This is a genomic window from Pseudomonas sp. PDM05 (assembly GCF_014851685.1).
Lineage (GTDB): Bacteria > Pseudomonadota > Gammaproteobacteria > Pseudomonadales > Pseudomonadaceae > Aquipseudomonas.
Genome location: NZ_JACVAC010000010.1, coordinates 105,664 through 127,697, shown reverse-complemented (window position 1 = coordinate 127,697; position 22,034 = coordinate 105,664). Strand labels below are relative to the sequence as shown.

The window sequence follows — 22,034 nt, the reverse complement described above, 5'->3', positions numbered from 1 at the left end:
TCAGAGTCCGTAGACGATGTCGGCGTAGGTGTTTACACCGCCGGCCTTGCCATCGCGGCCCAGCGAGATGATCTCGGCATCGTTGGGCGGGGTGCCGGGGTTCTTGAAAATGTACGGGTTGCCCCAGGGGTCTGGCGGCAGCGTTTTCAGATACGGCCCCTGCCAGTTCGCTGCGTTGGCGGGGCGGGTAGTGAGGGCGTTGAGGCCGAGGGTTTCGTCGGGGTAGTTGCCGTTGTCCAGGCGGTACTGGTTCAAGGCATCCGCGATGGACTTCATCTGGCCCTGGGCGGTTTGGACTTTGGCCAGCTCGAGCCGGTCGAACATTTTGGGACCAACGTAGCCGGCGAGGAGCGCGATGATCAGCAGGACGACGAGCAGCTCCAGCAGGGTGAAGCCGTGTTGGGGGCTGTGGATAAGCGTGCGTGTGCGCATGGCGATACCCGACGGTTGTGTGTAACTCTTCCGGCCCGCAGGGGGAGCGGGCACCGCCGGTAGGACTGCGTTAGAACCAGTACTTATTTCAACTGTAGCGTCGGTCGTTATGCGGCGCCGAAGGGCACCCTATAACGATTGGCACTTTTCTATATCGTTATTGTGAATAACAAACCTTTTTGGAAAAGCGCCGCGAGGTTCTCGCGGCGCTTCAATGTTTACGCTAGGTTCTGAATGGCGTTGTCGGTGTGCTTATTTGGCGATCCAGGCATCCTCCCAATTAGATCCGGATCCTGGCTCGTACTGGGTCGCACTCGGCGTCCATATCGTGCACCACCCGGCGACGCTTCCCGGTTTGCATTCGTAAACCTTGCCATTTTTGGGTTGAAGTACGAGGGTTCCCGCTTTGTATGACTTCAATTGCTCAGGGAATACGAAGTCATATTTTTGCGATTCACCCGTGCCGGTCAGTGTGAGAGGGGCTGAAGACTGGCGTGACGTGCGGCCATCTTCGGTTGTTCCTGTTGCAATGAGCGTATGCAGCCCAGGCTGAGAACGGACAGCCATGTCCAGCCAGGCGCCCGTGTTGCCTACAACGCCTTTGGCGGTCCCTACTGCTTTGTTGGCAGCATCAAATAACGTGGTTTCCACGTTCATTGTCGGGTCGGCAATGACGGTGAACTTCAGATCATATTTGCCATCCGTCAGTTGGTTTTCAGCAGGGAGGGCGGATATGGTCATGCGCGCATTAGGATTTTCCTTGATGTCTTTCTCTATCTCGTAATGCGTTATCAAACTTGCCGGGGCGGCGTAAATATCATTTTCACCACTTTCGGGAACAATCGTTCCATCGGCTTGAGGCTTGCCTGCTTTGACCAATGTTTGAGTGTCATTGAATTTTTTCGCGAGAACACGAGGCCAAGCATCCGGCATCCCTTCTTCTGGCGTTCCGATCGTGGTCGAAACGGAATAAGTCTGGCTTTCCCCAGAACTACTGAACGCACGTGCCTTGACCGAATCTCCGGGCAGTAAGGTGTCTACGGGCAAAATACTGCCGATCTTTTGCATGCCCGGTACGCCCGGCCCGATCTCGATGTTCACGTCAATGGGTTTGTGAAATGCCATCGGGGTGTCACCAACGGTCCACTTCGCGAGAATAACGTGGTAACCACTCTTGCCAGGGGGAATCACACAGTTGTGAGTGAGCCCCGTGGCAGGCACCACGTTGCCCGCGTTGATGCTACAGAACGGTGCGGGGTCGAATGACGCACGTGTGAGAGGTTGGTTCTGATTCCAACCGTTTTTTGTAATGAAGTACTCATACATGGTGGCCGGGTGTGGCGCGGTAAAGGTCCATCTGAACGAGACATTCGAATCTGAAATATCCGTTTTATTCCATCGAGTGGCTGTCTGGGCGTCCAGGGCCGCGAAGCGCTGATTGCTGCCGCTGGCAATTTCGCCATCAACCGGGCCTTGCCCGGGTGCGCCGCCTTTGCCATTGGGAAAGCCCTTGTATGTTTCGCCTGTGCTTTGTCGCTCCCATTGTGCGCCGCCACAGTTAATGTTCTGTCCCTTGCTGCACTTGTCAGCGCGTGAACCGTCCACATCGCCATGGGCAAAAACGGTCTGTATGGGCATCAACATACAGGCTGCCAGCACGTACTTTTGAAGCACACTCATATATCGAAATAAGTTGTTCATGCTCTATTCCACCTTCAATTCAGATAAACAAGTTCCGAACTGCTGGAACGACCAGTTGTGTAAATGCATTCACGTCATCGGTTCAGCTGATCTCCCATGGGAGCGGTGCGGGTTGGAGGGCTACTCTGTACAGAGCCATACAGAAACACCCACCCTTGATAACTGCCTTGCCCTGTAAAACTCTGATTGATCACTGCAAAGTTGCCTTGCTTGAACGGTGTGCCGTGGGCTTTGCTGAATACGCCCATGATGGTGTCACCCGGCCCGGCGACTACGCCCCAGTCTGTGGTGCCGCTCAGGGGGTCGTTGTAGAGCTTGCGCAGGTAGCGTTTGACGGTGGGTTGGCGGCGGTCTTGGACCAAGTCTTCGAGGGACTTGGGAAAGGTGTTGCCCTCGCGGTAATACAGGCCGATCGCCCGACGAATCTCGTTGCCCCGCGCGAGCAATTCCAACTCACGCTCGCGCTGCAACACGCTGGACCACAGCGTGCCCACCTGCATCAACATGACGGCCACCACGGCCACCGTCACCAACATGCCCATGAACACCGAGCCGTGTTGGCGTGGTTTACCAGTCGGCATAGGCGCTCCCGTCGCTGGCAGTGCCGGGTGCGCCGCTGCGCACGTCGCCCAGGCCTTGTTCGTCGGAGGGTTGCAGTTGCCAGGTGTCGCGGCTGCCGGTCACCGGGTCCCGGGGGATCTCACGCAAGTAGCGCTTATCCACCAAGGCTTGCAGGCTGTCGGGGTTGGCGCCGTGGTCTTCGCGGTATTGGTCCAGGGCCTGGCGGATCGACGACAGGTTGTGGCGCAGCACGGTTTCCTGGGCCTTGGCGTGCTGGCGGAAATACTGGGGTGTCACGAGGGTCATGAGGGTCGCGATGATGGCCATGACCACCAGCAACTCGATCAGGGTAAAACCCCGATTACCAGGTGTTGTAGGGCGTTCCATTCAAACTCTCCCGAGTGTTGCGCGATGAAACGTCGAAGACATCTTCCCCCTCTTGCGGGCTGTCGGCGCTGCTCTTGTAACTGCGCAGCTGCCAGGTTTTTTCAGGCGCAAGTTCCGGACACTCGCAGACGGGATCGCGAGGAATGCGCCGCAGGAAATAGAGTTTTTGGCCTTGCAGGTTGGTTTTGTCCGTCACGCCTTCCACCAGTGCGTGCAAGGTGGGCGGGTAGCCGCTGTCGGTGACGCTCTTTTCAATGCGTCCGTCGTCGCTGGCTTCCTTGTAGGAATCGATGGCGCGCCGGATCTCCCGCAACGAGCGCTGCAAGTCGAGTTCACGATCACGTTTTCCCATCAGTGCTGTCAGCGGATATGCCACTGTCGCAAGCGTGGCCAGCAGGGCCAGCGTCAGTAGTAACTCAATCAGCGTAAAACCTTTGGCGCAGTGATGGCTGGTTTGACCCTGCCAGATCACCGTGGTCTCTCCTGTTGTTGCGCCAAGGACGTCCGCGTTAACCCAGGCTTGTGAAGTTGGATGCAACAGTCAGTGTAGATGCCGTATGTTTTTTGTACAGTTGCGCGGGTTACCCACAATCGCTGTGAGCGTAGCTGTGGATAAGGTGTTGGTGCTTGTCCACAGGCCACGCCAATCAACGGCTCCAGGCCCTTGTATGAAAACTGACCAGGCTAAGTCACGGTTTTTAAGGCAGTTTTCGTGTGGATAAGGCACCTGCGGGTTCTGGAGTTGCCCCCAAAGTCTGTTGGCGCTTCTGTGGATAAGATGTTTGCTATCGGCTACAGGCCAGGTGGATAGGGCGCTTCACGCATGTGATCATATTTTGATCAATTTCCGGTAATTGTGCGCCCAACTCCCTCGAAGCCTCGATTTATGAAGCTTTAAGGTGGTTTTCCACAGCGCTTTCAAAGTTACACCCAAAGTCTGTTGGCGCTTCTGTGGATAAGGTGTTTGCGTACTGCTGCATGCCACGGATTACGTGGCTTGTAGAGTTATGGTCAAAAAATGATCAGCGCGTACTCAAAACCGTCTGACTGAATAAGTCACGGATTTTCTTCGGTTATTTTTGGCTGGAAGACACAGTTGCCCACAATTGCTGTGGGTGGCTTTGTGGATAAGTTGTTGGGCAAAGGCTGGAGGGCCTATTGCTAGCGGCCTGTAGGCTGTATGGCTAAATTTTGAACAGTGTGCGGATCAAACTGTGGGAGATTCCATGGTTGAGGGGCAGCCTATCTGCCAGCGGCGCCGATCAACTGTGGGAGCGGGCTTGCCCGCGAAAGCGGTGTATCAGTCAACTTCATCCGTGACTGACACTGCGCCTTCGCGAGCAAGCCCGCTCCCACATCAAGCCCGCATGTTTGTTTATTCGTGTGCGGCCACGCCCTTGAGGTAAGGCGCCGGTGCCGCACCCAGGTTGTTGAGCATGCGCTCGCTGTACCAATCCACGAAGTTCACCACGCCGAACTCGTAGGTCTTGGAGTACGGGCCCGGTTGGTAGGCGGTGGAGTTGATGCCGCGCTGGTTTTCTTCGGCCAGGCGACGGTCCTGGTCGTTGGTGGCGTCCCACACCTGGCGCATGCGCTCCACGTCGTAGTCCACGCCTTCGACGGCGTCTTTGTGCACCAGCCACTTGGTGGTGACCATGGTTTCCTGGGCGCTGATCGGCCACACGGTGAACACGATGATGTGGTCGCCCATGCAGTGGTTCCACGAGTGCGGCAGGTGCAGGATGCGCATCGAGCCCAGGTCCGGGTTCTTGATGCGGCCCATCAGCTTGGCGCAGCCCTGCTTGCCGTCCAGGGTCATCGACACGGTGCCCTTGAGCAGCGGCATGCGCACGATGCGGTTACGCAGGCCGAAGCTGGCGTGGGCGTACGGGATCTTCTCGGCGTCCCAGGCGGCGGCCGATGCGGCGACGTGATCCTTGAAGGCCTGGTCGGCGCGAGGGTCGGTGACGTCGTCCCATTCCAGCAGGGTCTTCAACAGTTCCGGGTGCGACGCGTTGCAGTGGTAGCACTCGCGGTTGTTTTCCAGCACCAGCTTCCAGTTGGCCTTCTCCATCAAGGTGGTTTGCACCGCCACCTTGGTGTTTTCCATGTCGTACGGTTCCATGTAATGGTTCAGCGTCGACAGGAAGTCATCAATGGCTGGCGGGTTCTCGGCCAGGCTGATAAAGATGTAGCCGCCAGCGGTCTTCACGTTCACCGGCTTCAAGCCATACTGCTTCATGTCGAAGTCGGCACCCATCTCGGTGCCGGCGAACAGCAGGCGGCCGTCCAGCTCGTAGGTCCACTGGTGGTAGTGGCAGACCAGCTTGGCGACCTTGCCCTTGTCGCTGGTGCACAAGCGCGAGCCACGGTGACGGCACACGTTGTGGAACGCATGCACCACGCCTTCGGCGCCGCGGATCACGATGATCGGGTTCTTGCCCACTTGCAGGGTCAGGTAGTTGCCCTTGGCGGGGATCTCGCAGGTCATGCCGGCGATCAACCATTCTTTCTGGAAGATTTCCTGCATGTCGATATCAAACAGTCGCTCATCAGAGTAGAACGGCTGTGGCAGCGAGAAAGTGCGCTCGCGCTCTTGCAGCATTTGCGCGGTGGCCTTGCGTGCGGGTTCCAGCGGATCGCCCAAGCTTAAGGTTGCGGTGACGTCCATCGTGTGTGTCCTCATGGCCATTCTGTGTGGCCGGCGAATAGTGGCTACGGTTGGTGCAGTGCAAGGCGTAAAGAAAGCGTCGTTGTTGGGAGCGAGTGTGGGGCCGCCGATGGGTTGAACCTTATCCATGGGCGACATGGCCCAATCTGTTCCCGACGCGCAAGCCTAGGTAGTTGGGGGCTGGTCGCGATAAGTATGTGAATGTCGCAGATAGGTAAATGGGCGGTTGCGACGTTACGCAGAATCGCCACCATAAAGCCGAACATCGGCAGTGGAGAATCAGCATGTCCAACAGCTTCCTGAATCCGGTAACCACCCAGACCTGGGCCAATGGTCGACACATTGTCCGTTGCGTCAAAGTCATCCAGGAAACCTGGGACGTGCGCACCTTCTGTTTCATGGCCGACCAGCCGATCCTGTTCTTTTTCAAGCCGGGGCAGTTCGTCACCCTGGAGCTGGAAATCGAAGGGCAGCCGATCATGCGCTCCTACACCATTTCCAGCTCGCCGTCGGTGCCGTACAGCTTCTCGGTGACGATCAAGCGCGTGCCGGGCGGCAAGGTGTCCAACTGGCTGCACGATACCTTGCACGAAGGCCAGGAGCTGGCGGTGCACGGGCCGGTCGGCCTGTTCAACGCCATCGATTTCCCCAGCCCGAAAGTGCTGTACCTCAGCGGTGGTGTCGGGATCACCCCGGTAATGTCCATGGCGCGCTGGTTCTACGACACCAACGCCAACGTCGACATGACGTTTATCCACAGCGCCCGCTCGCCCAAAGACATCATCTACCACCGCGAGCTGGAACACATGGCGTCGCGGATCGACAACTTCAGCCTGCACCTGATCTGCGAAAAGCACGGCCTGGGCGAACCATGGGCGGGTTATCGCGGCTACCTCAATCACAAGATGCTCGAGCTGATGGTGCCGGACTTCCTTGAGCGCGAAGTGTTCTGCTGCGGCCCGACGCCGTACATGAACGCGGTGAAACGCCTGCTGGAAGTCGCCGGGTTCGATATGGCGCGTTATCACGAGGAATCCTTCGGTGCCACGCCGGCGGAAGCGCGTGCCGATGCGGTAGAGCAAGCTGAACAAGCGGCGGATGCGCCGGAGATCGACCTGGCGGACCTGCATCAAGTGGAGTTCATTGCCTCGGGCAAAAGCATCCGCGTGGCGCCGGGCGAAACCGTGCACGCGGCAGCGGCCAAGCTCGGCCTGTTGATCCCGAAAGCCTGTGGCATGGGGATCTGCGGCACGTGCAAGGTGATGAAGCTGGGTGGCGAGGTGGAGATGGAGCACAACGGCGGGATCACCGAGGAAGACGAGGCCGAGGGTTACATTCTGTCGTGCTGCAGCGTACCGAAGGGTGACGTGCGCATCGAGTTCTGACAGCGGGCGCAGTTCAGAGTAGGAGCGGGCTTGTGTGGGAGCGGGCTTGCTCGCGAAAGCGGTGTGTCAGATCACTGATCTGGTGACTGATACTGCGTATTCGCGAGCAAGCCCGCTCCCACACAAGCCCGCTCCCACATCAGTGGTTACTGGGCGTAGATATGCACGACGAAGTGCTGACCTGATGCTGTCAATTCATAGACTTTATCGTAGATCCTCAACGTCCTTGATGGCTCGCGGATGGTGTCGCCGACTCTGGCGGATTTCCTGAACTCATCCCAGTCGATGACTGTGGTGTTGACGCCGTCGTCGTTTTGCAGGGTGGTACCGTTACTTTGATATTCCATGGTTTGGCTCTCTGCTGGATTTCCATTTCCGGCCGATGATTCGGCAGGCAGTTGTACCCGAAAGGTGGCCGCTGCAGCGGCCTTTTCCTTGCGGGTTCCAAGAGGCTAGTCAATGAAAATACAGTGTGCTGCTGTCAGAAATATCAAATAACAGACTCGGCATAGCGCCAGTATCCGCCGGGATCAGGCGCCCATCACTTTCCGAATATCATCGGCCAATTCCCTTACACGTTCCTCTTCTGTGTCCCACGCACACATGAAGCGCGCGCCGCCTTTGCCGATGAAGGTGTAGAAGCGCCAGCCCTTGGCTGTCAGCGCCGCAATCGCCGGTTCCGAGAGTTGCAGGAACACGCCGTTGGCCTGCACCGGGAACATCAACTCCACGCCGGGAATATCCGCCACCAGGCGGCTCAACAGTTGCGCGCAATGGTTGGCGTGGCGTGCGTGTTTGAGCCAGGCGTCGTTTTCCAGCAGGCCTACCCAAGGGGCAGACAGGAAGCGCATTTTCGACGCCAACTGGCCGGCCTGTTTGCAGCGGTAGTCGAAGTCTTCGGCCAGCTTGTGGTTGAAGAACAGGATCGCTTCACCCACGGCCATGCCGTTTTTGGTGCCGCCAAAGCACAGCACGTCGACGCCGGCCTTCCAGGTCAGGTCGGCCGGCGAGCAGCCCAGGAATGCGCAAGCGTTGGAGAAGCGTGCGCCGTCCATATGCAGGTTCAGCCCGAGTTCCTTGCAGGTGGCGCTGATGGCGCGGATTTCGTCCGGGGTGTACACGCTGCCGACTTCGGTGGCCTGGGTCAGGGTGACCACGCGGGGCTTGGGGTAGTGGATGTCCTGGCGCTTGAGGGCGATCTCGCGGATCGATTCCGGGGTCAGCTTGCCGTTTTCGGTACGGGCGGTGAGCAGCTTGGAGCCGTTGGAGAAAAACTCCGGCGCGCCGCATTCGTCGGTCTCGACGTGGGCGGTTTCCGAGCAAATCACGCTATGGTAGCTCTGGCACAGCGAGGACAGCGCCAGGGAGTTGGCGGCGGTGCCGTTGAAGGCGAAGAACACTTCACAATCGGTTTCGAACAGGTTGCGGAAACCGTCGGCGGCGCGGTGGGTCCATTCATCATCGCCGTAGGCACGTTGATGGCCGTGGTTGGCTTGTTCCATGGCGGCCCAGGCTTCCGGGCAAATGCCGGAATAGTTGTCGCTGGCGAATTGTTGGCTCTTGTCAGTCATGGCCCATTCCTGTGGTCGATGTTGGTGCGCACTGTAACCAAGATTGTCGCGGGTGCGCACGCTCTGTAAATGCAAAGTCACTGGGGAATTATGCACGGCACTCACACCTTGCCTGTCGGACCTGTCCGAGATGGCGCTTTGGACTTGCTCAAGTGGCTGGCGCTGCTGTGCATGGTGCTCGATCACCTGCGCTATGTCGGGTTGAGCCTGGACGGTTTGTATGTGCCGGGGCGCCTGGCGTTCCCATGGTTTTGCCTGGCGATTGCGGCGAATCTGCACCGGGTGAAAGGGGCCCCGGTCAGCGTGCGCTACCTGGGCTGGCTGCTGTTGTTCAGTGTGATCAGCGAGGTACCGTACCGGTTGTTTATCGAGGATGCCGATACGTTGAATGTGTTGCCGACCTTGGCGCTGGGAATGCTGGTTGCGCGAGGATGGCAGCAGAAGACGCTTTTTGATCGAGGATTGGCGCTGATTGCCCTCACGATAGCCGGCGTGTTTTCCCCGTACCTGATGTTCGGATTTTTTGGCGTGCTGCTGCCGTTGGCGATGCTGCTGGTGTTTAGCCGTGCCTGGTATTTCAGCGTATTGCCGGGGTTGGTCTGCGTGGCCGCCAATCAATGGCAGGTGTTGCTCGATAGCGGCACGCTGATGGCGATGTCGGGATTGGCCACATGCCTGATCGCGCCATTGGCCGGTCTGGTCTTGTTGCGACATGCCAAAAACGCCTCGCCGCCGGCGATGCGGCGCTGGGCCTACACCCTCTATCCTCTGCATTTTCTGCTGCTGTTAATCGTCCGCAAAATCATTGCGTAACCCCCTGTGGGAGCGGGCTTGCTCGCGAATGCGGTGGGTCAGTCAACACATGTATTGGCTGGCCCACCGCATTCGCGAGCAAGCCCGCTCCCACATTTTTTCTGCGGCGCTCAATGAATGTCGTAAACGCACCTTTGCGTGGCGTGCGTAGGCATTTGATCTACAGGCGCCAGCCCTACCATCGCATCAAAGGGCCCTGCACCGGGCCTCAACAATACGAAAGGCTGGGAGAGACGCGATGTTCAGCAAACAAGACCAGATCCAGGGATATGACGATGCACTGCTGGCGGCGATGAATGCCGAGGAGCAGCGCCAGGAAGATCATATCGAGCTGATCGCGTCAGAGAACTACACCAGCAAGCGCGTGATGGAAGCTCAAGGCAGCGGCCTCACCAACAAATATGCCGAAGGCTACCCAGGCAAGCGTTACTACGGTGGCTGCGAGCATGTGGATAAAGTGGAAGCCCTGGCCATCGAACGCGCCAAGCAGCTGTTCGGCGCCGATTACGCCAACGTGCAGCCACACTCCGGTTCGTCCGCCAACAGCGCCGTGTACCTGGCCCTGCTGAACGCCGGCGACACCATCCTGGGCATGAGCCTGGCCCACGGCGGTCACTTGACCCACGGCGCCAAAGTGTCGTCCTCGGGCAAGCTGTACAACGCGGTGCAATACGGCATCAACACCGACACCGGCCTGATCGACTACGACGAAGTCGAGCGCCTGGCGGTCGAGCACAAGCCGAAAATGGTCGTGGCCGGTTTCTCTGCCTACTCCAAGACTCTGGATTTCCCACGCTTCCGTCAGATCGCCGACAAGGTTGGCGCGCTGTTGTTCGTTGACATGGCCCACGTCGCCGGCCTGGTTGCCGCCGGCCTGTACCCGAACCCGCTGCCGTACGCCGATGTGGTCACCACCACCACCCACAAGACCCTGCGCGGTCCACGTGGTGGTTTGATCCTGGCCAAGTCCAACGAAGAGATCGAAAAGAAACTCAACGCCGCCGTATTCCCCGGCGCCCAGGGCGGCCCGCTGATGCACGTCATCGCCGGCAAGGCCGTGTGCTTCAAGGAAGCGCTGGAGCCAGGCTTCAAGGCCTACCAGCAACAAGTGATCGATAACGCCCAGGCGATGGCCAGCGTGTTTATCAAACGCGGCTACGATGTAGTGTCCGGCGGCACCGATAACCACCTGTTCCTGGTCAGCCTGATCCGTCAGGGCCTCACCGGCAAAGAGGCGGATGCCGCCCTCGGTCGCGCCCACATCACCGTCAACAAAAACGCCGTGCCGAATGACCCGCAGTCGCCGTTCGTGACCTCGGGCCTGCGCATCGGCACCCCGGCGGTGACCACGCGTGGTTTCAAAGTGGCGCAGTGCATCGAACTGGCCGGCTGGATCTGCGACATCCTCGACAACCTCGGCGACGCCGATGTCGAGGCCAACGTGGCCAAGCACGTGTCTGCCCTGTGCGCTGATTTCCCGGTTTATCGCTGAGCGCGGTTTTGGAGTAATGACTATGCAACGCTACTCGGGCTTCGGCCTCTTCAAGCACTCCCTCAGCCACCACGAAAACTGGCAGAAGATGTGGCGCACGCCCACCCCTAAAAAGGTCTATGACGTGGTCATCGTCGGCGGCGGCGGGCATGGTCTGGCGACCGCCTACTACCTGGCAAAAGAACACGGCATCACCAACGTGGCCGTGGTCGAGAAAGGCTGGCTGGGCGGCGGTAACACCGCGCGCAACACCACCATCGTGCGTTCCAACTACCTGTGGGACGAGTCGGCGCACCTGTACGAACATGCGATGAAACTGTGGGAAGGCCTGTCCCAGGACCTGAACTACAACGTGATGTTCTCCCAGCGCGGCGTGTACAACCTGTGCCACACCCTGCAAGACATCCGTGACTCCGAGCGGCGTGTGAGCGCCAACCGCCTCAACGGCGTGGACGGCGAGCTGCTCAACGCCAAGCAAGTGGCCGACGAGATCCCGTACCTCGATTGCTCGAAAAACACCCGCTACCCGGTACTCGGTGCCACCGTGCAACGGCGCGGCGGCGTGGCCCGTCACGATGCCGTGGCGTGGGGCTTTGCCCGTGCTGCCGACGCCCTTGGCGTGGACCTGATCCAGCAGACCGAAGTGATCGGTTTCCGCAAGGAAAACGGCGTGTGCATCGGCGTGGAAACCACCAAGGGCTTTATCGGCGCCAAGCGCGTCGGTGTGGTCACGGCCGGTAACTCCGGGCACATGGCTTCGCTGGCCGGGTTCCGCCTGCCGATCGAATCCCATCCGCTGCAAGCGTTGGTGTCGGAGCCGATCAAGCCGATTATCGACAGCGTGATCATGTCCAACGCCGTGCACGGTTACATCAGCCAGTCCGACAAGGGCGACCTGGTGATCGGCGCCGGTATCGACGGCTACAACGGCTACGGCCAGCGTGGTTCGTACCCGGTGATCGAGCACACCATCCAGGCCATCGTCGAGATGTTCCCGGTGCTGTCGCGCGTACGCATGAACCGCCAGTGGGGCGGCATCGTCGACACCACGCCGGACGCCTGCCCGATCATCTCCAAGACGCCAGTGCCGAACATGTTCTTCAACTGCGGTTGGGGCACCGGTGGCTTCAAGGCCACTCCAGGCTCAGGCAACGTGTTTGCCGCCAGCCTCGCCAAGGGTGAAATGCACCCGTTGGCCGCACCTTTCTCCATCGACCGTTTCCACAACGGTGCGTTGATCGACGAACACGGCGCTGCGGCCGTCGCCCACTAACAGGAGAAATTCCTATGTTGCATATCTTCTGTCCTCACTGTGGCGAACTGCGCTCCGAAGAGGAATTCCACGCGTCCGGCCAAGCGCATATCCCGCGCCCGCTGGACCCGAATGCCTGCACCGATGAGCAGTGGGGCGACTACATGTTCTTCCGCGACAACCCCCGTGGCCTGCACCACGAGTTGTGGATTCACGCCGCCGGTTGCCGCCAGTATTTCAACGCGACCCGCGACACCCTGACCTACGAAATTCTTGAAACCTACAAGATCGGTGAGAAGCCACAATTCACCGCCAAGGCCTCTGGAGAGAAGGTATGAGCCAGACCAATCGCCTGTCCAACGGTGGCCGGATCGACCGTAATAAAGTCCTGACGTTTACCTTCAACGGCCAGACCTACAAGGGCTTTGAAGGCGACACCCTGGCCGCCGCCCTGTTGGCCAACGGCGTCGACATCATCGGCCGCAGCTTCAAGTACTCGCGTCCTCGCGGCATCTTCGCCGCCGGCGCCGAAGAGCCGAACGCGGTGTTGCAGATCGGTGCGACCGAAGCCACCCAGATTCCCAACGTGCGCGCCACGCAACAGGCGCTGTACCAAGGCCTGGTCGCCACCAGCACCAACGGCTGGCCGAACGTCAACAATGACGTGATGGGCATTCTCGGCAAGGTCGGCGGCAAGCTGATGCCGCCGGGTTTCTACTACAAAACCTTCATGTACCCACAATCGTTCTGGATGACCTACGAGAAGTACATTCGTAAGGCTGCCGGTCTGGGCCGCTCGCCGACCGAGAACGATCCGGACACCTACGACAACTTCAACCGTCACTGCGACGTGCTGGTGGTCGGTGCAGGCCCTGCCGGCCTGGCCGCCGCACTGGCTGCCGCACGCAGCGGCGCGCGCGTGATCATTGCCGACGAGCAGGAGGAGTTCGGCGGTTCGCTGCTCGATTCCCGCGAAAGCCTCGACGGCAAGCCGGCTACCGAATGGGTCGCCAGCGTCATCGCTGAACTCAAGGCCCTGCCGGACGTGGTGCTGCTGCCGCGCGCCACCGTCAACGGCTACCACGACCATAACTTCCTGACCATTCACGAGCGCCTCACCGATCACCTCGGTGACCGTGCGCCGATTGGCGTGGTGCGTCAGCGTATCCACCGTGTGCGTGCCAAGCGCGTGGTGCTGGCGACGGGCGCGTGCGAGCGTCCACTGGTGTACGGCAACAACGACGTGCCGGGCAACATGCTCGCCGGTGCGGTCTCTACCTACGTGCGTCGCTACGGCGTGGCGCCGGGTAAAAAACTGGTGCTGTCGACCAACAACGACCACGCCTACCGCGTTGCGCTGGACTGGCTCGACGCCGGCCTGCAAGTGGTCGCCGTCGCCGATGTGCGCCACAACCCACGTGGTGCGCTGGTGGAAGAAGCCCGCGCCAAAGGTATTCGCATCCTCACCGGCAGCGCCGTGATCGAAGCCCGTGGCAGCAAGCACGTCACCGCTGCCCGTGTGGCCGCGATCGATGTGAAAGCGCACAAAGTCACCAGCCCAGGCGAATGGCTGGACTGTGACCTGGTGGCCAGTTCCGGCGGCTACAGCCCGGTGGTTCACCTGGCGTCGCACCTGGGCGGCAAGCCGACCTGGCGTGAAGACATCCTCGGTTTTGTCCCGGGCGAAGCGCCGCAGAAACGCGTGTGCGTCGGTGGCATCAACGGCGTCTACGGCCTCGGCGATTCCCTGGCCGATGGTTTTGAAGGCGGCGTGCGCGCGGCCAGCGAAGCCGGTTTTGCGCCGGTGGAAGGCACCCTGCCAAAAGCCCTGAGCCGCTTGGAAGAGCCAACGCTGGCGGTATACCAGGTGCCCCACGACAAGCCGACCGCACGGGCGCCGAAGCAATTCGTCGACCTGCAGAACGACGTCACCGCCGCCGCCATCGAACTGGCGACCCGCGAAGGTTTCGAGTCGGTCGAGCACGTCAAGCGCTACACCGCGCTGGGCTTCGGCACCGACCAGGGCAAGCTGGGCAACGTCAACGGCCTGGCGATTGCCGCCCGTTCGTTGAACGTGACCATCCCGCAGATGGGCACCACCATGTTCCGTCCGAACTACACGCCGGTGACGTTCGGCGCGGTGGCGGGCCGTCACTGTGGGCACATCTTCGAACCTGTGCGCTACACCGCACTGCAAGCCTGGCACGTGAAGAACGGCGCCGAGTTTGAAGACGTCGGCCAGTGGAAACGCCCATGGTATTTCCCACGCAACGGTGAAGACCTGCACGCCGCGGTGAAACGCGAATGCCTGGCCGTGCGCGACAGCGTGGGCCTGCTGGATGCGTCCACACTCGGCAAGATCGACATTCAGGGCCCGGATGCCCGTGAGTTCCTCAACCGCATCTACACCAACGCCTGGACCAAGCTCGATGTGGGCAAGGCGCGCTACGGCCTGATGTGCAAGGAAGACGGCATGGTCTTCGACGACGGCGTAACGGCCTGCCTCGCCGACAACCACTTCCTGATGACCACCACCACCGGCGGCGCTGCTCGCGTGCTGCAGTGGCTGGAAATCTACCAACAGACCGAATGGCCAGACCTCAAGGTGTACTTCACCTCGGTCACCGACCACTGGGCCACCATGACCCTGTCCGGCCCCAACAGCCGCAAGCTGCTGGCCGAAGTCACCGACATCGACCTGGACAAGGACGGCTTCCCGTTCATGACCTGGAAAGAAGGCCTGGTGGGCGGCGTACCGGCGCGGGTGTTCCGGATCTCGTTTACCGGCGAGCTGTCGTACGAAGTCAACGTGCAGGCCGACTACGCCATGGGCGTGCTCGAACAGATCGTCGCGGCGGGCAAGAAGTACAACCTGACCCCGTACGGCACCGAAACCATGCACGTGCTGCGGGCCGAGAAGGGCTTCATCATCGTCGGCCAGGATACCGACGGCTCGATGACCCCGGACGACCTGAACATGGGCTGGTGTGTTGGTCGCACCAAGCCGTTCTCGTGGATCGGCTGGCGCGGCATGAACCGTGAAGACTGTGTGCGTGAAGAGCGCAAGCAACTGGTGGGCCTCAAGCCGGTCGATCCGAAAGTGTGGCTGCCCGAAGGTGCGCAACTGGTGTTTGATCCGAAGCAGTCGATCCCGATGAAGATGGTCGGTCACGTCACTTCAAGTTATGCGCACAACTCCCTTGGTTATTCGTTTGCCATGGGCGTGGTCAAGGGCGGCTTGAAGCGCATAGGTGAACGGGTGTTCTCGCCACAGGCCGATGGCAGTGTGATCGAGGCGGAGATTGTGTCTTCGGTGTTCTTCGATCCCAAGGGCGATCGTCAAAATATCTGACGGACCGAGTAGCGGCCTTCGCGAGCAAGCCCGCTCCCACATTTGGAATGCGTAACCCCTGTGGGAGCGGGCTTGCTCGCGAAGACGCCAGTAGCCTCACAACAGAATTTGGATAGGTGCTTTATGACAGCAGCCAATGTGTACCAACAACGCCCAACCACCGGGGCCAAGGCCGAGTCGTCGCTGCACCATGCCGACCTCGCCAGCCTGGTTGGCAAGGGCCGCAAGAACGCCGGTGTGACCGTGCGTGAAAAGAAACTCCTGGGCCACCTGACCATCCGGGGCGATGGGCACGATGCAGCCTTCGCCGCCGGCGTGCACAAGGCCCTCGGCATCGAACTGCCCAGCGCCCTGACCGTGATCGTCAAAGGCGAAACCAGCCTGCAATGGCTCGGCCCGGATGAGTGGTTGCTCATCGTGCCAAGCGGTGAAGAATTCGCCGCCGAGAAAAACCTGCGCGAGGCCCTGGGTGATTTGCATATCCAGGTGGTCAACGTCAGCGGCGGCCAGCAGATCCTTGAACTGAGCGGCCCGAACGTGCGCGACGTGTTGATGAAGTCCACCAGCTACGACGTGCACCCCGACAACTTCCCGGTAGGCAAGGCGGTAGGCACGGTGTTCGCCAAGTCGCAACTGGTGATCCGCCACACGGCCGAAAACACCTGGGAACTGCTGATTCGTCGCAGCTTCTCGGACTACTGGTGGTTGTGGTTGCAGGACGCCTCGGCGGAATTCGGCCTCAACGTCCAAGCCTGAGGAATCAGCCATGAGCCGCGCACCTGATACATGGATTTTGACCGCCGACTGCCCCAGCGTGCTCGGCACGGTGGACGCGGTCACCCGCTACCTGTTCGAGCAGGGCTGCTACGTTACCGAGCACCACTCGTTCGATGACCGGCTTTCGGGCCGGTTTTTCATCCGCGTGGAGTTCCGCCAGCCCGACGGTTTTGACGAGCAAGGTTTCCGCGATGGCCTGGCCACTCGCGGCGGAGCCTTTGGGATGATCTTCGAGCTGACGGCGCCGAACTACCGGCCAAAAGTGGTGATCATGGTCTCCAAGGCCGATCACTGTCTCAACGACCTGCTGTACCGCCAGCGCATCGGCCAACTGTCGATGGACGTGGTTGCGGTGGTGTCCAACCACCCTGATCTGAAGCCGTTGGCCGACTGGCACCAGATTCCCTACTACCATTTCCCCCTCGACCCCAATGACAAACCGTCCCAGGAGCGTCAGGTGTGGCAGGTGGTGGAAGACACCGGTGCCGAACTGGTGATCCTTGCGCGCTACATGCAAGTGCTGTCGCCGGAGCTGTGCCGCAAACTTGATGGAAAGGCCATCAACATTCACCACTCGTTGTTGCCGGGGTTCAAGGGCGCCAAGCCGTATCATCAGGCGTACAACAAGGGCGTGAAGTTGGTGGGCGCCACGGCGCATTACATCAACAACGATCTGGACGAAGGCCCGATCATCGCCCAGGGCGTGGAGGTGGTGGATCACAGCCACTATCCCGAGGATTTGATCGCCAAGGGGCGTGATATTGAAGGGCTGACGTTGGCCCGGGCCGTTGGGTATCACATTGAGCGGCGGGTTTTCTTGAACGCCAATAGGACTGTGGTGCTCTGATGGACGCCTTCGCGAGCAAGCCCGCTCCCACATTCGACTGGGTTCCAACCTTGGAATGCAGTCGAATGTGGGAGCGGGCTTGCTCGCGAAGAGGCCTTCACTAACAACGCAAAAACAGCATCTGTACCCGAGCATTTAACGCGCTGCCCACCCAAGGGCAACGCAGTTCCATAAAAACAACAGCGAGGTGAAAGCATGTCTGGTAATCGTGGTGTCGTGTATCTCGGCAACGGCAAGGTCGAAGTACAGAAAATCGACTATCCCAAAATGCAGGACCCCCGTGGCAGGAAGATCGAGCATGGCGTCATCCTGCGCGTGGTCTCCACCAACATCTGCGGCTCCGACCAGCACATGGTGCGCGGCCGTACCACCGCCCAGACCGGCCTGGTGCTCGGTCACGAGATCACTGGTGAAGTGATCGAGAAGGGCAGCGACGTCGAGAACCTGAAGATCGGCGACCTGGTTTCCGTCCCTTTCAACGTCGCCTGCGGCCGCTGCCGCTCGTGCAAAGAGCAACACACCGGCGTGTGCCTGACCGTCAACCCGGCGCGTGCCGGGGGGGCCTACGGCTACGTCGACATGGGCGACTGGACCGGCGGCCAGGCCGAATACGTGCTGGTGCCGTACGCCGACTTCAACCTGCTCAAGCTGCCGGACCGCGACAAGGCCATGGAAAAAATCCGTGACCTGACCTGCCTCTCCGACATCCTGCCAACCGGCTACCACGGCGCCGTCACGGCCGGCGTTGGCCCTGGCAGCACTGTGTACATCGCCGGTGCCGGCCCGGTCGGCCTGGCCGCTGCCGCGTCTGCTCGCCTGCTCGGTGCGGCGGTGGTGATCATCGGTGACGTCAACACCATCCGCCTGGCCCACGCCAAGGCCCAGGGTTTTGAAATTGTCGACCTGTCCCAGGACACGCCGTTGCATGAACAGATCGCCGCGTTGCTGGGCGAGCCTGAAGTGGATTGCGCAGTTGACTGCGTGGGCTTCGAAGCCCGTGGTCATGGGCACGACGGCGTCAAGGCGGAAGCCCCGGCCACCGTGCTCAACTCGCTGATGGGCGTGGTGCGCGTGGCGGGCAAGATCGGCATTCCGGGCCTGTACGTCACCGAAGATCCGGGTGCCGTCGACGCCGCCGCGAAAATGGGCAGCCTGAGCATCCGCTTCGGCCTGGGCTGGGCCAAATCCCACAGCTTCCACACCGGCCAGACCCCGGTGATGAAGTACAACCGCGCGCTGATGCAAGCGATCATGTGGGACCGTATCAACATCGCCGAGATCGTCGGTGTGCAGGTCATCAGCCTGGACGACGCGCCAAAAGGCTACGGCGAGTTTGACGCAGGCGTGCCGAAGAAGTTTGTGATCGATCCGCACAAGCTGTTCAGCGCCGCGTAATCGACAGATAAGGGCGACTCAGGGTCGCCCTTATCTCATGGGTCAGTTTTTTATAAACAACCAGCTGATACACATACTGATGAAAGAGATGAAGCTGATCAGGGTGGGGATGACCATCCAGTACTTGAGATGCGCAGGTATTTTTTCGACATCCTCAACACGTACCAAATGCCTCCATTGAAATAGTGTGGGAACTAGAATGATGAGCGCCATGGCGACGAGACGAGAGGGCCGCCCTTCAAAGGGAGCATTACGAAGTGCACTCTTGTGCACGATGATATAGGCGCTGCAGTCCACATAGCGCTCTGCAGCATCGAGTTTTTTGAACATGGCGTAAAAGATCAGCGGGAAGCTAAGTAGCATGATGGCCCCCGAGCAGATGCCGATGTATTCAATGAACATCTAATCCCTCACAGTCTTGAAGAGAAATCTTCCAGTACTTTCCCCCAACTCGCTCCCCACCTTGCCACCGACCAGTCCGCCTGCTGCACCACATACAACTGCGCATGCCAAGGCGCCGGCGCCTGCCGTCGGTATGCCAAAAACAATCATGCATGCCGCAATACCGATAGGGGCCCCGAATGTACCTCCCGCAGCAGCACCACCGATGCCAAGTACTAGCTTGCCTCCTTCAACGTACTTTGCCTGGGTGCAGTCTTGCTCACGTCCGGTAGAGCAAGCCTCCGTTATCTCCAACGCCGTTGCCCCTTCTTCAGCATTTGCGAGGCCTTGGCTATACGCTTGACCGACTGCTCGTACCCCTGGATTTCCCCATGGTGCCAATAGCTCTTACTGGAAATCCCTAGCATCTTTTTAATCGAACCTTCGCGTTTCAACCCTGTGCCCCAGTGCGCAAATCCTGAGAGTTGAATATCAAGCTTCGCAAACAGTTCCCTGCGTTTAAACAAGAACTCATCTCTTGCAGCCAGGGTGCCCTTTCTCAAGTACTGCTTATGCAAATCATCGATGTCCTTGAGCGTTTTCTCGATCTTTGCCAGGTGATTGCTCCAGGCACCACTGGTGCTGCCAATGCCAAGAGAGGCCAGGGACATGATTACTTGTAGTTGATCGTAGTTTTTGACCAAGAATTGATCGACGGCAGAGTGCGCCAATAACGAGTGTTTGATGTTTTCGGCTGAGCGCATCAATCGCGCTTCTTCTGCCGTGCAGGACGCTGTTCGGTTATCTCCGATAATGACCAACTGCCCAGGCAACACCACGGTGTTGCGGATGTGCTGATTGAGGAGATCGAACTTTGTGTGCGTGTGCAGGTTGAGTGACAGGCTTAGTTTGAGCAGTGGATAAGGCTGAGGCCTTTCGTTGATGAATGCGTAGGGTCCTTGCATCGCGTACACCTCCAAGACTGTGGCGCACGACTATAAGAAGGCGCCACAGATGGAGTAAGACGCTAACTGGAGCATGGTTAACGTTTCAGAAGCGGACTACTCAAGTGTCCGCTCGTGCCTACAATGGCAGTGTGGGAAGGATCAGCGATTGGCCAACGCCCCTTGGTACACCGTCGGGCCTGTCGGCTGTTTGCTCACCGAGCCGCCTTTGGTTTCCGAACTCACCATCAGCGTGACCGGCTTCTTGATCGACTCCTGCTGGCGCGGGTTGAGGCCGATGATGCCTTTGCCGTCTTCCGGCAACAGGCCAAGGGACACTGGCACGCCGTCTTCGGGGATTGCCCACAGTTCCAGGCTCTGGTCTGGCGCAGGGGTGGCGGCGGCAATCGGTTGCACTTCCAGGTAGTCCTTGTGGGCCATGATCTGCGCAGCGGGCTGCTGGGTCGTGGTCACCAGGGTCGCGGCGGATTTGACCGAGTCTTGGGTGTAAAGGGCACCGCCGATACCCGCGAGCACCACAAGGCAGGCGCCCACGAACAGACGCGGGCCGTTCCAGAATGAGGGTTTGTGCTCAATCATTTGGGGGTCGATCGTAGTCATAGGTCTCTTCCTGACAAATTTTGTAGTCAACTCATGGACCTTGTGCAGGACGATGGGTTCCTGAACCCATCGCCCGTGATCTTCGCTAAAGTGATGCCAATTTGCCTTGATATAGCACTGGGCCAGTGGGCTGGCCGGTCGGTGAGCCGCCTTGTGGCTCCAGGCTCACGGCCAAGGTCAGTGGCGTGGAGAGCAGGGCTTTTTGTGCGTTGTTCAGCTGGATTTGACCTTTACCCGCTGTGGGTACCAAGCCCAGTGAAATCGGTTTGCCACCGGCGGGGATCGCCCACAGTTGCAGGGCACGCGCCGGTTCCACGGCGGCCAGGGCCAGCGGCTCGACCTGCAGTCGGTCACCCACCGCCTGCACCCGCAATGCCGGCTGCTGGCTGGCGTTGACCAGGGTGGCGTTGTACGTCACGCCTGGATCGCGGGGGTACAGCACGCCCACCAGCAGCGCCGTGCCCAGCACGCAAGCGGCCGCGAGCAAGCGCCAACTGATCCTGAACGCTTTCTTCGCCGGCATATGCAGCACCTGCGGTTCGATGCGCGCCTGGATGCCCGCCCAAACGTGATCCGGCACCGGGTGTTCCGGCAGCTCGCCGGTCAGCGTGGCGAGGGCGTCCTGCCAATGGCCGAGCTCGACCCGCAGCGCGGGATCTTCCAGCAGCAACCCATCAAAGCGCCGACGCGCGGTCGCGGGCATCAGACCGATGGCGTAGTCGGCCGCGAGAGCGCGGCGCAGGGTCGTGGTTTGGTAGTTCATGATTCAAGGCACCTGCGTAGGCGCTCCATGCCGCGACGGATCCAGGATTTGACCGAGCCCAGCGGCGCCGCCATGTGCGCGGCCAACTCTGCGCATGACAGGCCCTTGAAGTAGGCCACGCTGATCGATTGACGCTGCATGCCGTCAAGGCTGTCGAGGCAGCGGTTCAGCGCATGGGTATCGCGTTCGCGGTCGAGTTGCTCGTGGGCGCTGGGGCTGTCATCGAGCAGGGCGTCCTGCTGGCCGTCGACCAGGGGTTGCTCGCGGTGTTTGCGCAGTTGGTCGATGGCCAGGTTGCGGGTGATGTTGACCATCCACGTCATCGGCGCCGCCAGGTGGGCCTCGTAGCGCGAGGCGTTGTACCAGATACGCACGAAGGCTTCCTGCAGCACCTCTTCGGCCAGGTCCGGGCGCCCCATGAACCGCAAGGCAACGCCGTGCAAGCGCGGCGAAACACTGCGGTAAAGGGTTTCGAACGCCTGGCGATTGCCCTCGGCACATCGGGCCAGCAAGGCGCACAACGGATCAGCGTCGTTGATCGAAATAAGGCATCTCCAGGCTCGCGAACGAGGGCGACGGCAATGCGCACGGTAGGCAAAGGGTAGTTCAGCTTGTGCGTTCATTCCATTTCACTCGCGGCGGCGCATGGTGGATATACGCGAGGGCAGGGGATTCGGATGCAGCCTTTT

The 22,034-nt window shown here is 60.0% G+C and carries 22 protein-coding genes; 9 read left to right on the top strand and 13 right to left on the bottom strand.

All coding sequences use genetic code 11. The features are described from left to right. The 6 genes from gspG to gbcA all read right to left on the bottom strand — a co-directional run bounded on the left by gspG (window position 1) and on the right by gbcA (window position 5,752). Window positions 1-432 (bottom strand): type II secretion system major pseudopilin GspG, encoded by a 432-nt coding sequence (gene gspG, locus IB241_RS19650; protein WP_192299872.1) that lies wholly within the window; start codon window positions 430-432, stop codon window positions 1-3. A gap of 252 nt (window positions 433-684) precedes the next feature. Beyond that, on the bottom strand, window positions 685-2,133 hold the full coding sequence (gene gbpA, locus IB241_RS19645) for an N-acetylglucosamine-binding protein GbpA (protein WP_192299871.1): 1,449 nt from the start codon (window positions 2,131-2,133) through the stop codon (window positions 685-687). Between the two features lie 74 nt (window positions 2,134-2,207). Continuing rightward, window positions 2,208-2,714 (bottom strand): Tfp pilus assembly protein FimT/FimU, encoded by a 507-nt coding sequence (locus tag IB241_RS19640; protein WP_192299870.1) that lies wholly within the window; start codon window positions 2,712-2,714, stop codon window positions 2,208-2,210. After that, on the bottom strand, window positions 2,701-3,081 hold the full coding sequence (locus IB241_RS19635) for a type II secretion system protein (protein ID WP_192299869.1): 381 nt from the start codon (window positions 3,079-3,081) through the stop codon (window positions 2,701-2,703). Before IB241_RS19635 ends, IB241_RS19640 begins: the two co-directional genes overlap by 14 nt. Next, window positions 3,056-3,550, bottom strand: a complete 495-nt coding sequence (locus IB241_RS19630) for a prepilin-type N-terminal cleavage/methylation domain-containing protein (protein ID WP_192299955.1) — start codon at window positions 3,548-3,550, stop codon at window positions 3,056-3,058. The genes IB241_RS19635 and IB241_RS19630 overlap by 26 nt, the downstream gene beginning before the upstream one ends. Before the next feature lie 906 nt (window positions 3,551-4,456). Beyond that, window positions 4,457-5,752, bottom strand: coding sequence for a glycine-betaine demethylase subunit GbcA (gbcA, locus tag IB241_RS19625; RefSeq protein ID WP_192299868.1), 1,296 nt, complete (start codon window positions 5,750-5,752; stop codon window positions 4,457-4,459). Window positions 5,753-6,036: 284 nt separating this feature from the next. On the opposite strand from gbcA, the gene gbcB reads away from it, so the two are divergent. Continuing rightward, window positions 6,037-7,137 carry a glycine-betaine demethylase subunit GbcB gene (gene gbcB / locus IB241_RS19620; RefSeq protein ID WP_192299867.1) on the top strand — a complete coding sequence of 367 codons (1,101 nt, stop codon included), beginning with the start codon at window positions 6,037-6,039 and terminating at the stop codon, window positions 7,135-7,137. Window positions 7,138-7,283: 146 nt separating this feature from the next. Here gbcB and IB241_RS19615 read toward each other — a convergent pair whose 3' ends face one another. Next, window positions 7,284-7,484: a hypothetical protein gene (locus IB241_RS19615; RefSeq protein ID WP_192299866.1), complete on the bottom strand. Its 201-nt coding sequence runs from the start codon at window positions 7,482-7,484 to the stop codon at window positions 7,284-7,286. Between the two features lie 183 nt (window positions 7,485-7,667). Further along, the gene (locus IB241_RS19610; protein ID WP_192299865.1) at window positions 7,668-8,708 is read right to left on the bottom strand and encodes a threonine aldolase family protein; all 1,041 of its coding nucleotides are present in this window, start codon (window positions 8,706-8,708) and stop codon (window positions 7,668-7,670) included. Between the two features lie 90 nt (window positions 8,709-8,798). On the opposite strand from IB241_RS19610, the gene IB241_RS19605 reads away from it, so the two are divergent. From IB241_RS19605 to fdhA, 8 genes are all read left to right on the top strand, one after another. Continuing rightward, entirely contained in the window at window positions 8,799-9,521 is a 723-nt protein-coding gene (locus IB241_RS19605; RefSeq protein WP_192299864.1) for a TraX family protein, read from the top strand. A gap of 238 nt (window positions 9,522-9,759) precedes the next feature. Further along, entirely contained in the window at window positions 9,760-11,013 is a 1,254-nt protein-coding gene (glyA, locus tag IB241_RS19600; protein ID WP_192299863.1) for a serine hydroxymethyltransferase, read from the top strand. A 22-nt stretch (window positions 11,014-11,035) separates the two neighbouring features. After that, window positions 11,036-12,286 (top strand): sarcosine oxidase subunit beta, encoded by a 1,251-nt coding sequence (locus tag IB241_RS19595; RefSeq protein WP_034115307.1) that lies wholly within the window; start codon window positions 11,036-11,038, stop codon window positions 12,284-12,286. A gap of 14 nt (window positions 12,287-12,300) precedes the next feature. Then, a complete protein-coding gene (locus tag IB241_RS19590) occupies window positions 12,301-12,603 on the top strand; it encodes a sarcosine oxidase subunit delta (RefSeq protein WP_073525868.1) in 303 nt (100 codons plus the stop codon). Further along, window positions 12,600-15,617: a sarcosine oxidase subunit alpha gene (locus tag IB241_RS19585; RefSeq protein ID WP_192299862.1), complete on the top strand. Its 3,018-nt coding sequence runs from the start codon at window positions 12,600-12,602 to the stop codon at window positions 15,615-15,617. Before IB241_RS19590 ends, IB241_RS19585 begins: the two co-directional genes overlap by 4 nt. A 123-nt stretch (window positions 15,618-15,740) precedes the next feature. Further along, window positions 15,741-16,373 (top strand): sarcosine oxidase subunit gamma, encoded by a 633-nt coding sequence (locus IB241_RS19580; RefSeq protein ID WP_192299861.1) that lies wholly within the window; start codon window positions 15,741-15,743, stop codon window positions 16,371-16,373. Between the two features lie 10 nt (window positions 16,374-16,383). Next, complete coding sequence (purU, locus tag IB241_RS19575; RefSeq protein WP_192299860.1) at window positions 16,384-17,241, top strand: formyltetrahydrofolate deformylase; 858 nt, start codon at window positions 16,384-16,386, stop codon at window positions 17,239-17,241. 195 nt (window positions 17,242-17,436) lie between these two features. After that, window positions 17,437-18,636: a formaldehyde dehydrogenase, glutathione-independent gene (fdhA, locus tag IB241_RS19570; protein WP_192299859.1), complete on the top strand. Its 1,200-nt coding sequence runs from the start codon at window positions 17,437-17,439 to the stop codon at window positions 18,634-18,636. A gap of 42 nt (window positions 18,637-18,678) precedes the next feature. Here fdhA and IB241_RS19565 read toward each other — a convergent pair whose 3' ends face one another. The 5 genes from IB241_RS19565 to IB241_RS19545 all read right to left on the bottom strand — a co-directional run bounded on the left by IB241_RS19565 (window position 18,679) and on the right by IB241_RS19545 (window position 21,968). Continuing rightward, complete coding sequence (locus IB241_RS19565) at window positions 18,679-19,038, bottom strand: hypothetical protein (protein ID WP_192299858.1); 360 nt, start codon at window positions 19,036-19,038, stop codon at window positions 18,679-18,681. A 284-nt stretch (window positions 19,039-19,322) separates the two neighbouring features. Continuing rightward, the gene (locus tag IB241_RS19560) at window positions 19,323-19,982 is read right to left on the bottom strand and encodes a hypothetical protein (RefSeq protein WP_318652605.1); all 660 of its coding nucleotides are present in this window, start codon (window positions 19,980-19,982) and stop codon (window positions 19,323-19,325) included. A gap of 141 nt (window positions 19,983-20,123) precedes the next feature. Then, complete coding sequence (locus IB241_RS19555) at window positions 20,124-20,582, bottom strand: anti-sigma factor domain-containing protein (RefSeq protein ID WP_192299857.1); 459 nt, start codon at window positions 20,580-20,582, stop codon at window positions 20,124-20,126. Between the two features lie 85 nt (window positions 20,583-20,667). Next, a complete protein-coding gene (locus IB241_RS19550) occupies window positions 20,668-21,345 on the bottom strand; it encodes an anti-sigma factor domain-containing protein (RefSeq protein ID WP_192299856.1) in 678 nt (225 codons plus the stop codon). Next, complete coding sequence (locus IB241_RS19545) at window positions 21,342-21,968, bottom strand: RNA polymerase sigma factor (protein WP_225595613.1); 627 nt, start codon at window positions 21,966-21,968, stop codon at window positions 21,342-21,344. The genes IB241_RS19550 and IB241_RS19545 overlap by 4 nt, the downstream gene beginning before the upstream one ends. Window positions 21,969-22,034 lie beyond the last annotated feature (66 nt).

Coding starts and splice junctions, on each gene's coding strand:
- IB241_RS19580 (WP_192299861.1), top strand. CDS start 15,741: ATGACAGCAGCCAATGTGTACCAACAACGCCCAACCACCGGGGCCAAG.
- IB241_RS19560 (WP_318652605.1), bottom strand. CDS start 19,982: ATGCAAGGACCCTACGCATTCATCAACGAAAGGCCTCAGCCTTATCCA.
- gbcA (WP_192299868.1), bottom strand. CDS start 5,752: ATGGACGTCACCGCAACCTTAAGCTTGGGCGATCCGCTGGAACCCGCA.
- IB241_RS19615 (WP_192299866.1), bottom strand. CDS start 7,484: ATGGAATATCAAAGTAACGGTACCACCCTGCAAAACGACGACGGCGTC.
- IB241_RS19605 (WP_192299864.1), top strand. CDS start 8,799: ATGCACGGCACTCACACCTTGCCTGTCGGACCTGTCCGAGATGGCGCT.
- IB241_RS19590 (WP_073525868.1), top strand. CDS start 12,301: ATGTTGCATATCTTCTGTCCTCACTGTGGCGAACTGCGCTCCGAAGAG.
- IB241_RS19555 (WP_192299857.1), bottom strand. CDS start 20,582: ATGACTACGATCGACCCCCAAATGATTGAGCACAAACCCTCATTCTGG.
- IB241_RS19585 (WP_192299862.1), top strand. CDS start 12,600: ATGAGCCAGACCAATCGCCTGTCCAACGGTGGCCGGATCGACCGTAAT.
- IB241_RS19640 (WP_192299870.1), bottom strand. CDS start 2,714: ATGCCGACTGGTAAACCACGCCAACACGGCTCGGTGTTCATGGGCATG.
- IB241_RS19595 (WP_034115307.1), top strand. CDS start 11,036: ATGCAACGCTACTCGGGCTTCGGCCTCTTCAAGCACTCCCTCAGCCAC.
- IB241_RS19635 (WP_192299869.1), bottom strand. CDS start 3,081: ATGGAACGCCCTACAACACCTGGTAATCGGGGTTTTACCCTGATCGAG.
- IB241_RS19610 (WP_192299865.1), bottom strand. CDS start 8,708: ATGACTGACAAGAGCCAACAATTCGCCAGCGACAACTATTCCGGCATT.
- gbpA (WP_192299871.1), bottom strand. CDS start 2,133: ATGAACAACTTATTTCGATATATGAGTGTGCTTCAAAAGTACGTGCTG.
- IB241_RS19565 (WP_192299858.1), bottom strand. CDS start 19,038: ATGTTCATTGAATACATCGGCATCTGCTCGGGGGCCATCATGCTACTT.
- purU (WP_192299860.1), top strand. CDS start 16,384: ATGAGCCGCGCACCTGATACATGGATTTTGACCGCCGACTGCCCCAGC.
- glyA (WP_192299863.1), top strand. CDS start 9,760: ATGTTCAGCAAACAAGACCAGATCCAGGGATATGACGATGCACTGCTG.
- gbcB (WP_192299867.1), top strand. CDS start 6,037: ATGTCCAACAGCTTCCTGAATCCGGTAACCACCCAGACCTGGGCCAAT.
- gspG (WP_192299872.1), bottom strand. CDS start 432: ATGCGCACACGCACGCTTATCCACAGCCCCCAACACGGCTTCACCCTG.
- fdhA (WP_192299859.1), top strand. CDS start 17,437: ATGTCTGGTAATCGTGGTGTCGTGTATCTCGGCAACGGCAAGGTCGAA.
- IB241_RS19545 (WP_225595613.1), bottom strand. CDS start 21,968: ATGAACGCACAAGCTGAACTACCCTTTGCCTACCGTGCGCATTGCCGT.
- IB241_RS19550 (WP_192299856.1), bottom strand. CDS start 21,345: ATGAACTACCAAACCACGACCCTGCGCCGCGCTCTCGCGGCCGACTAC.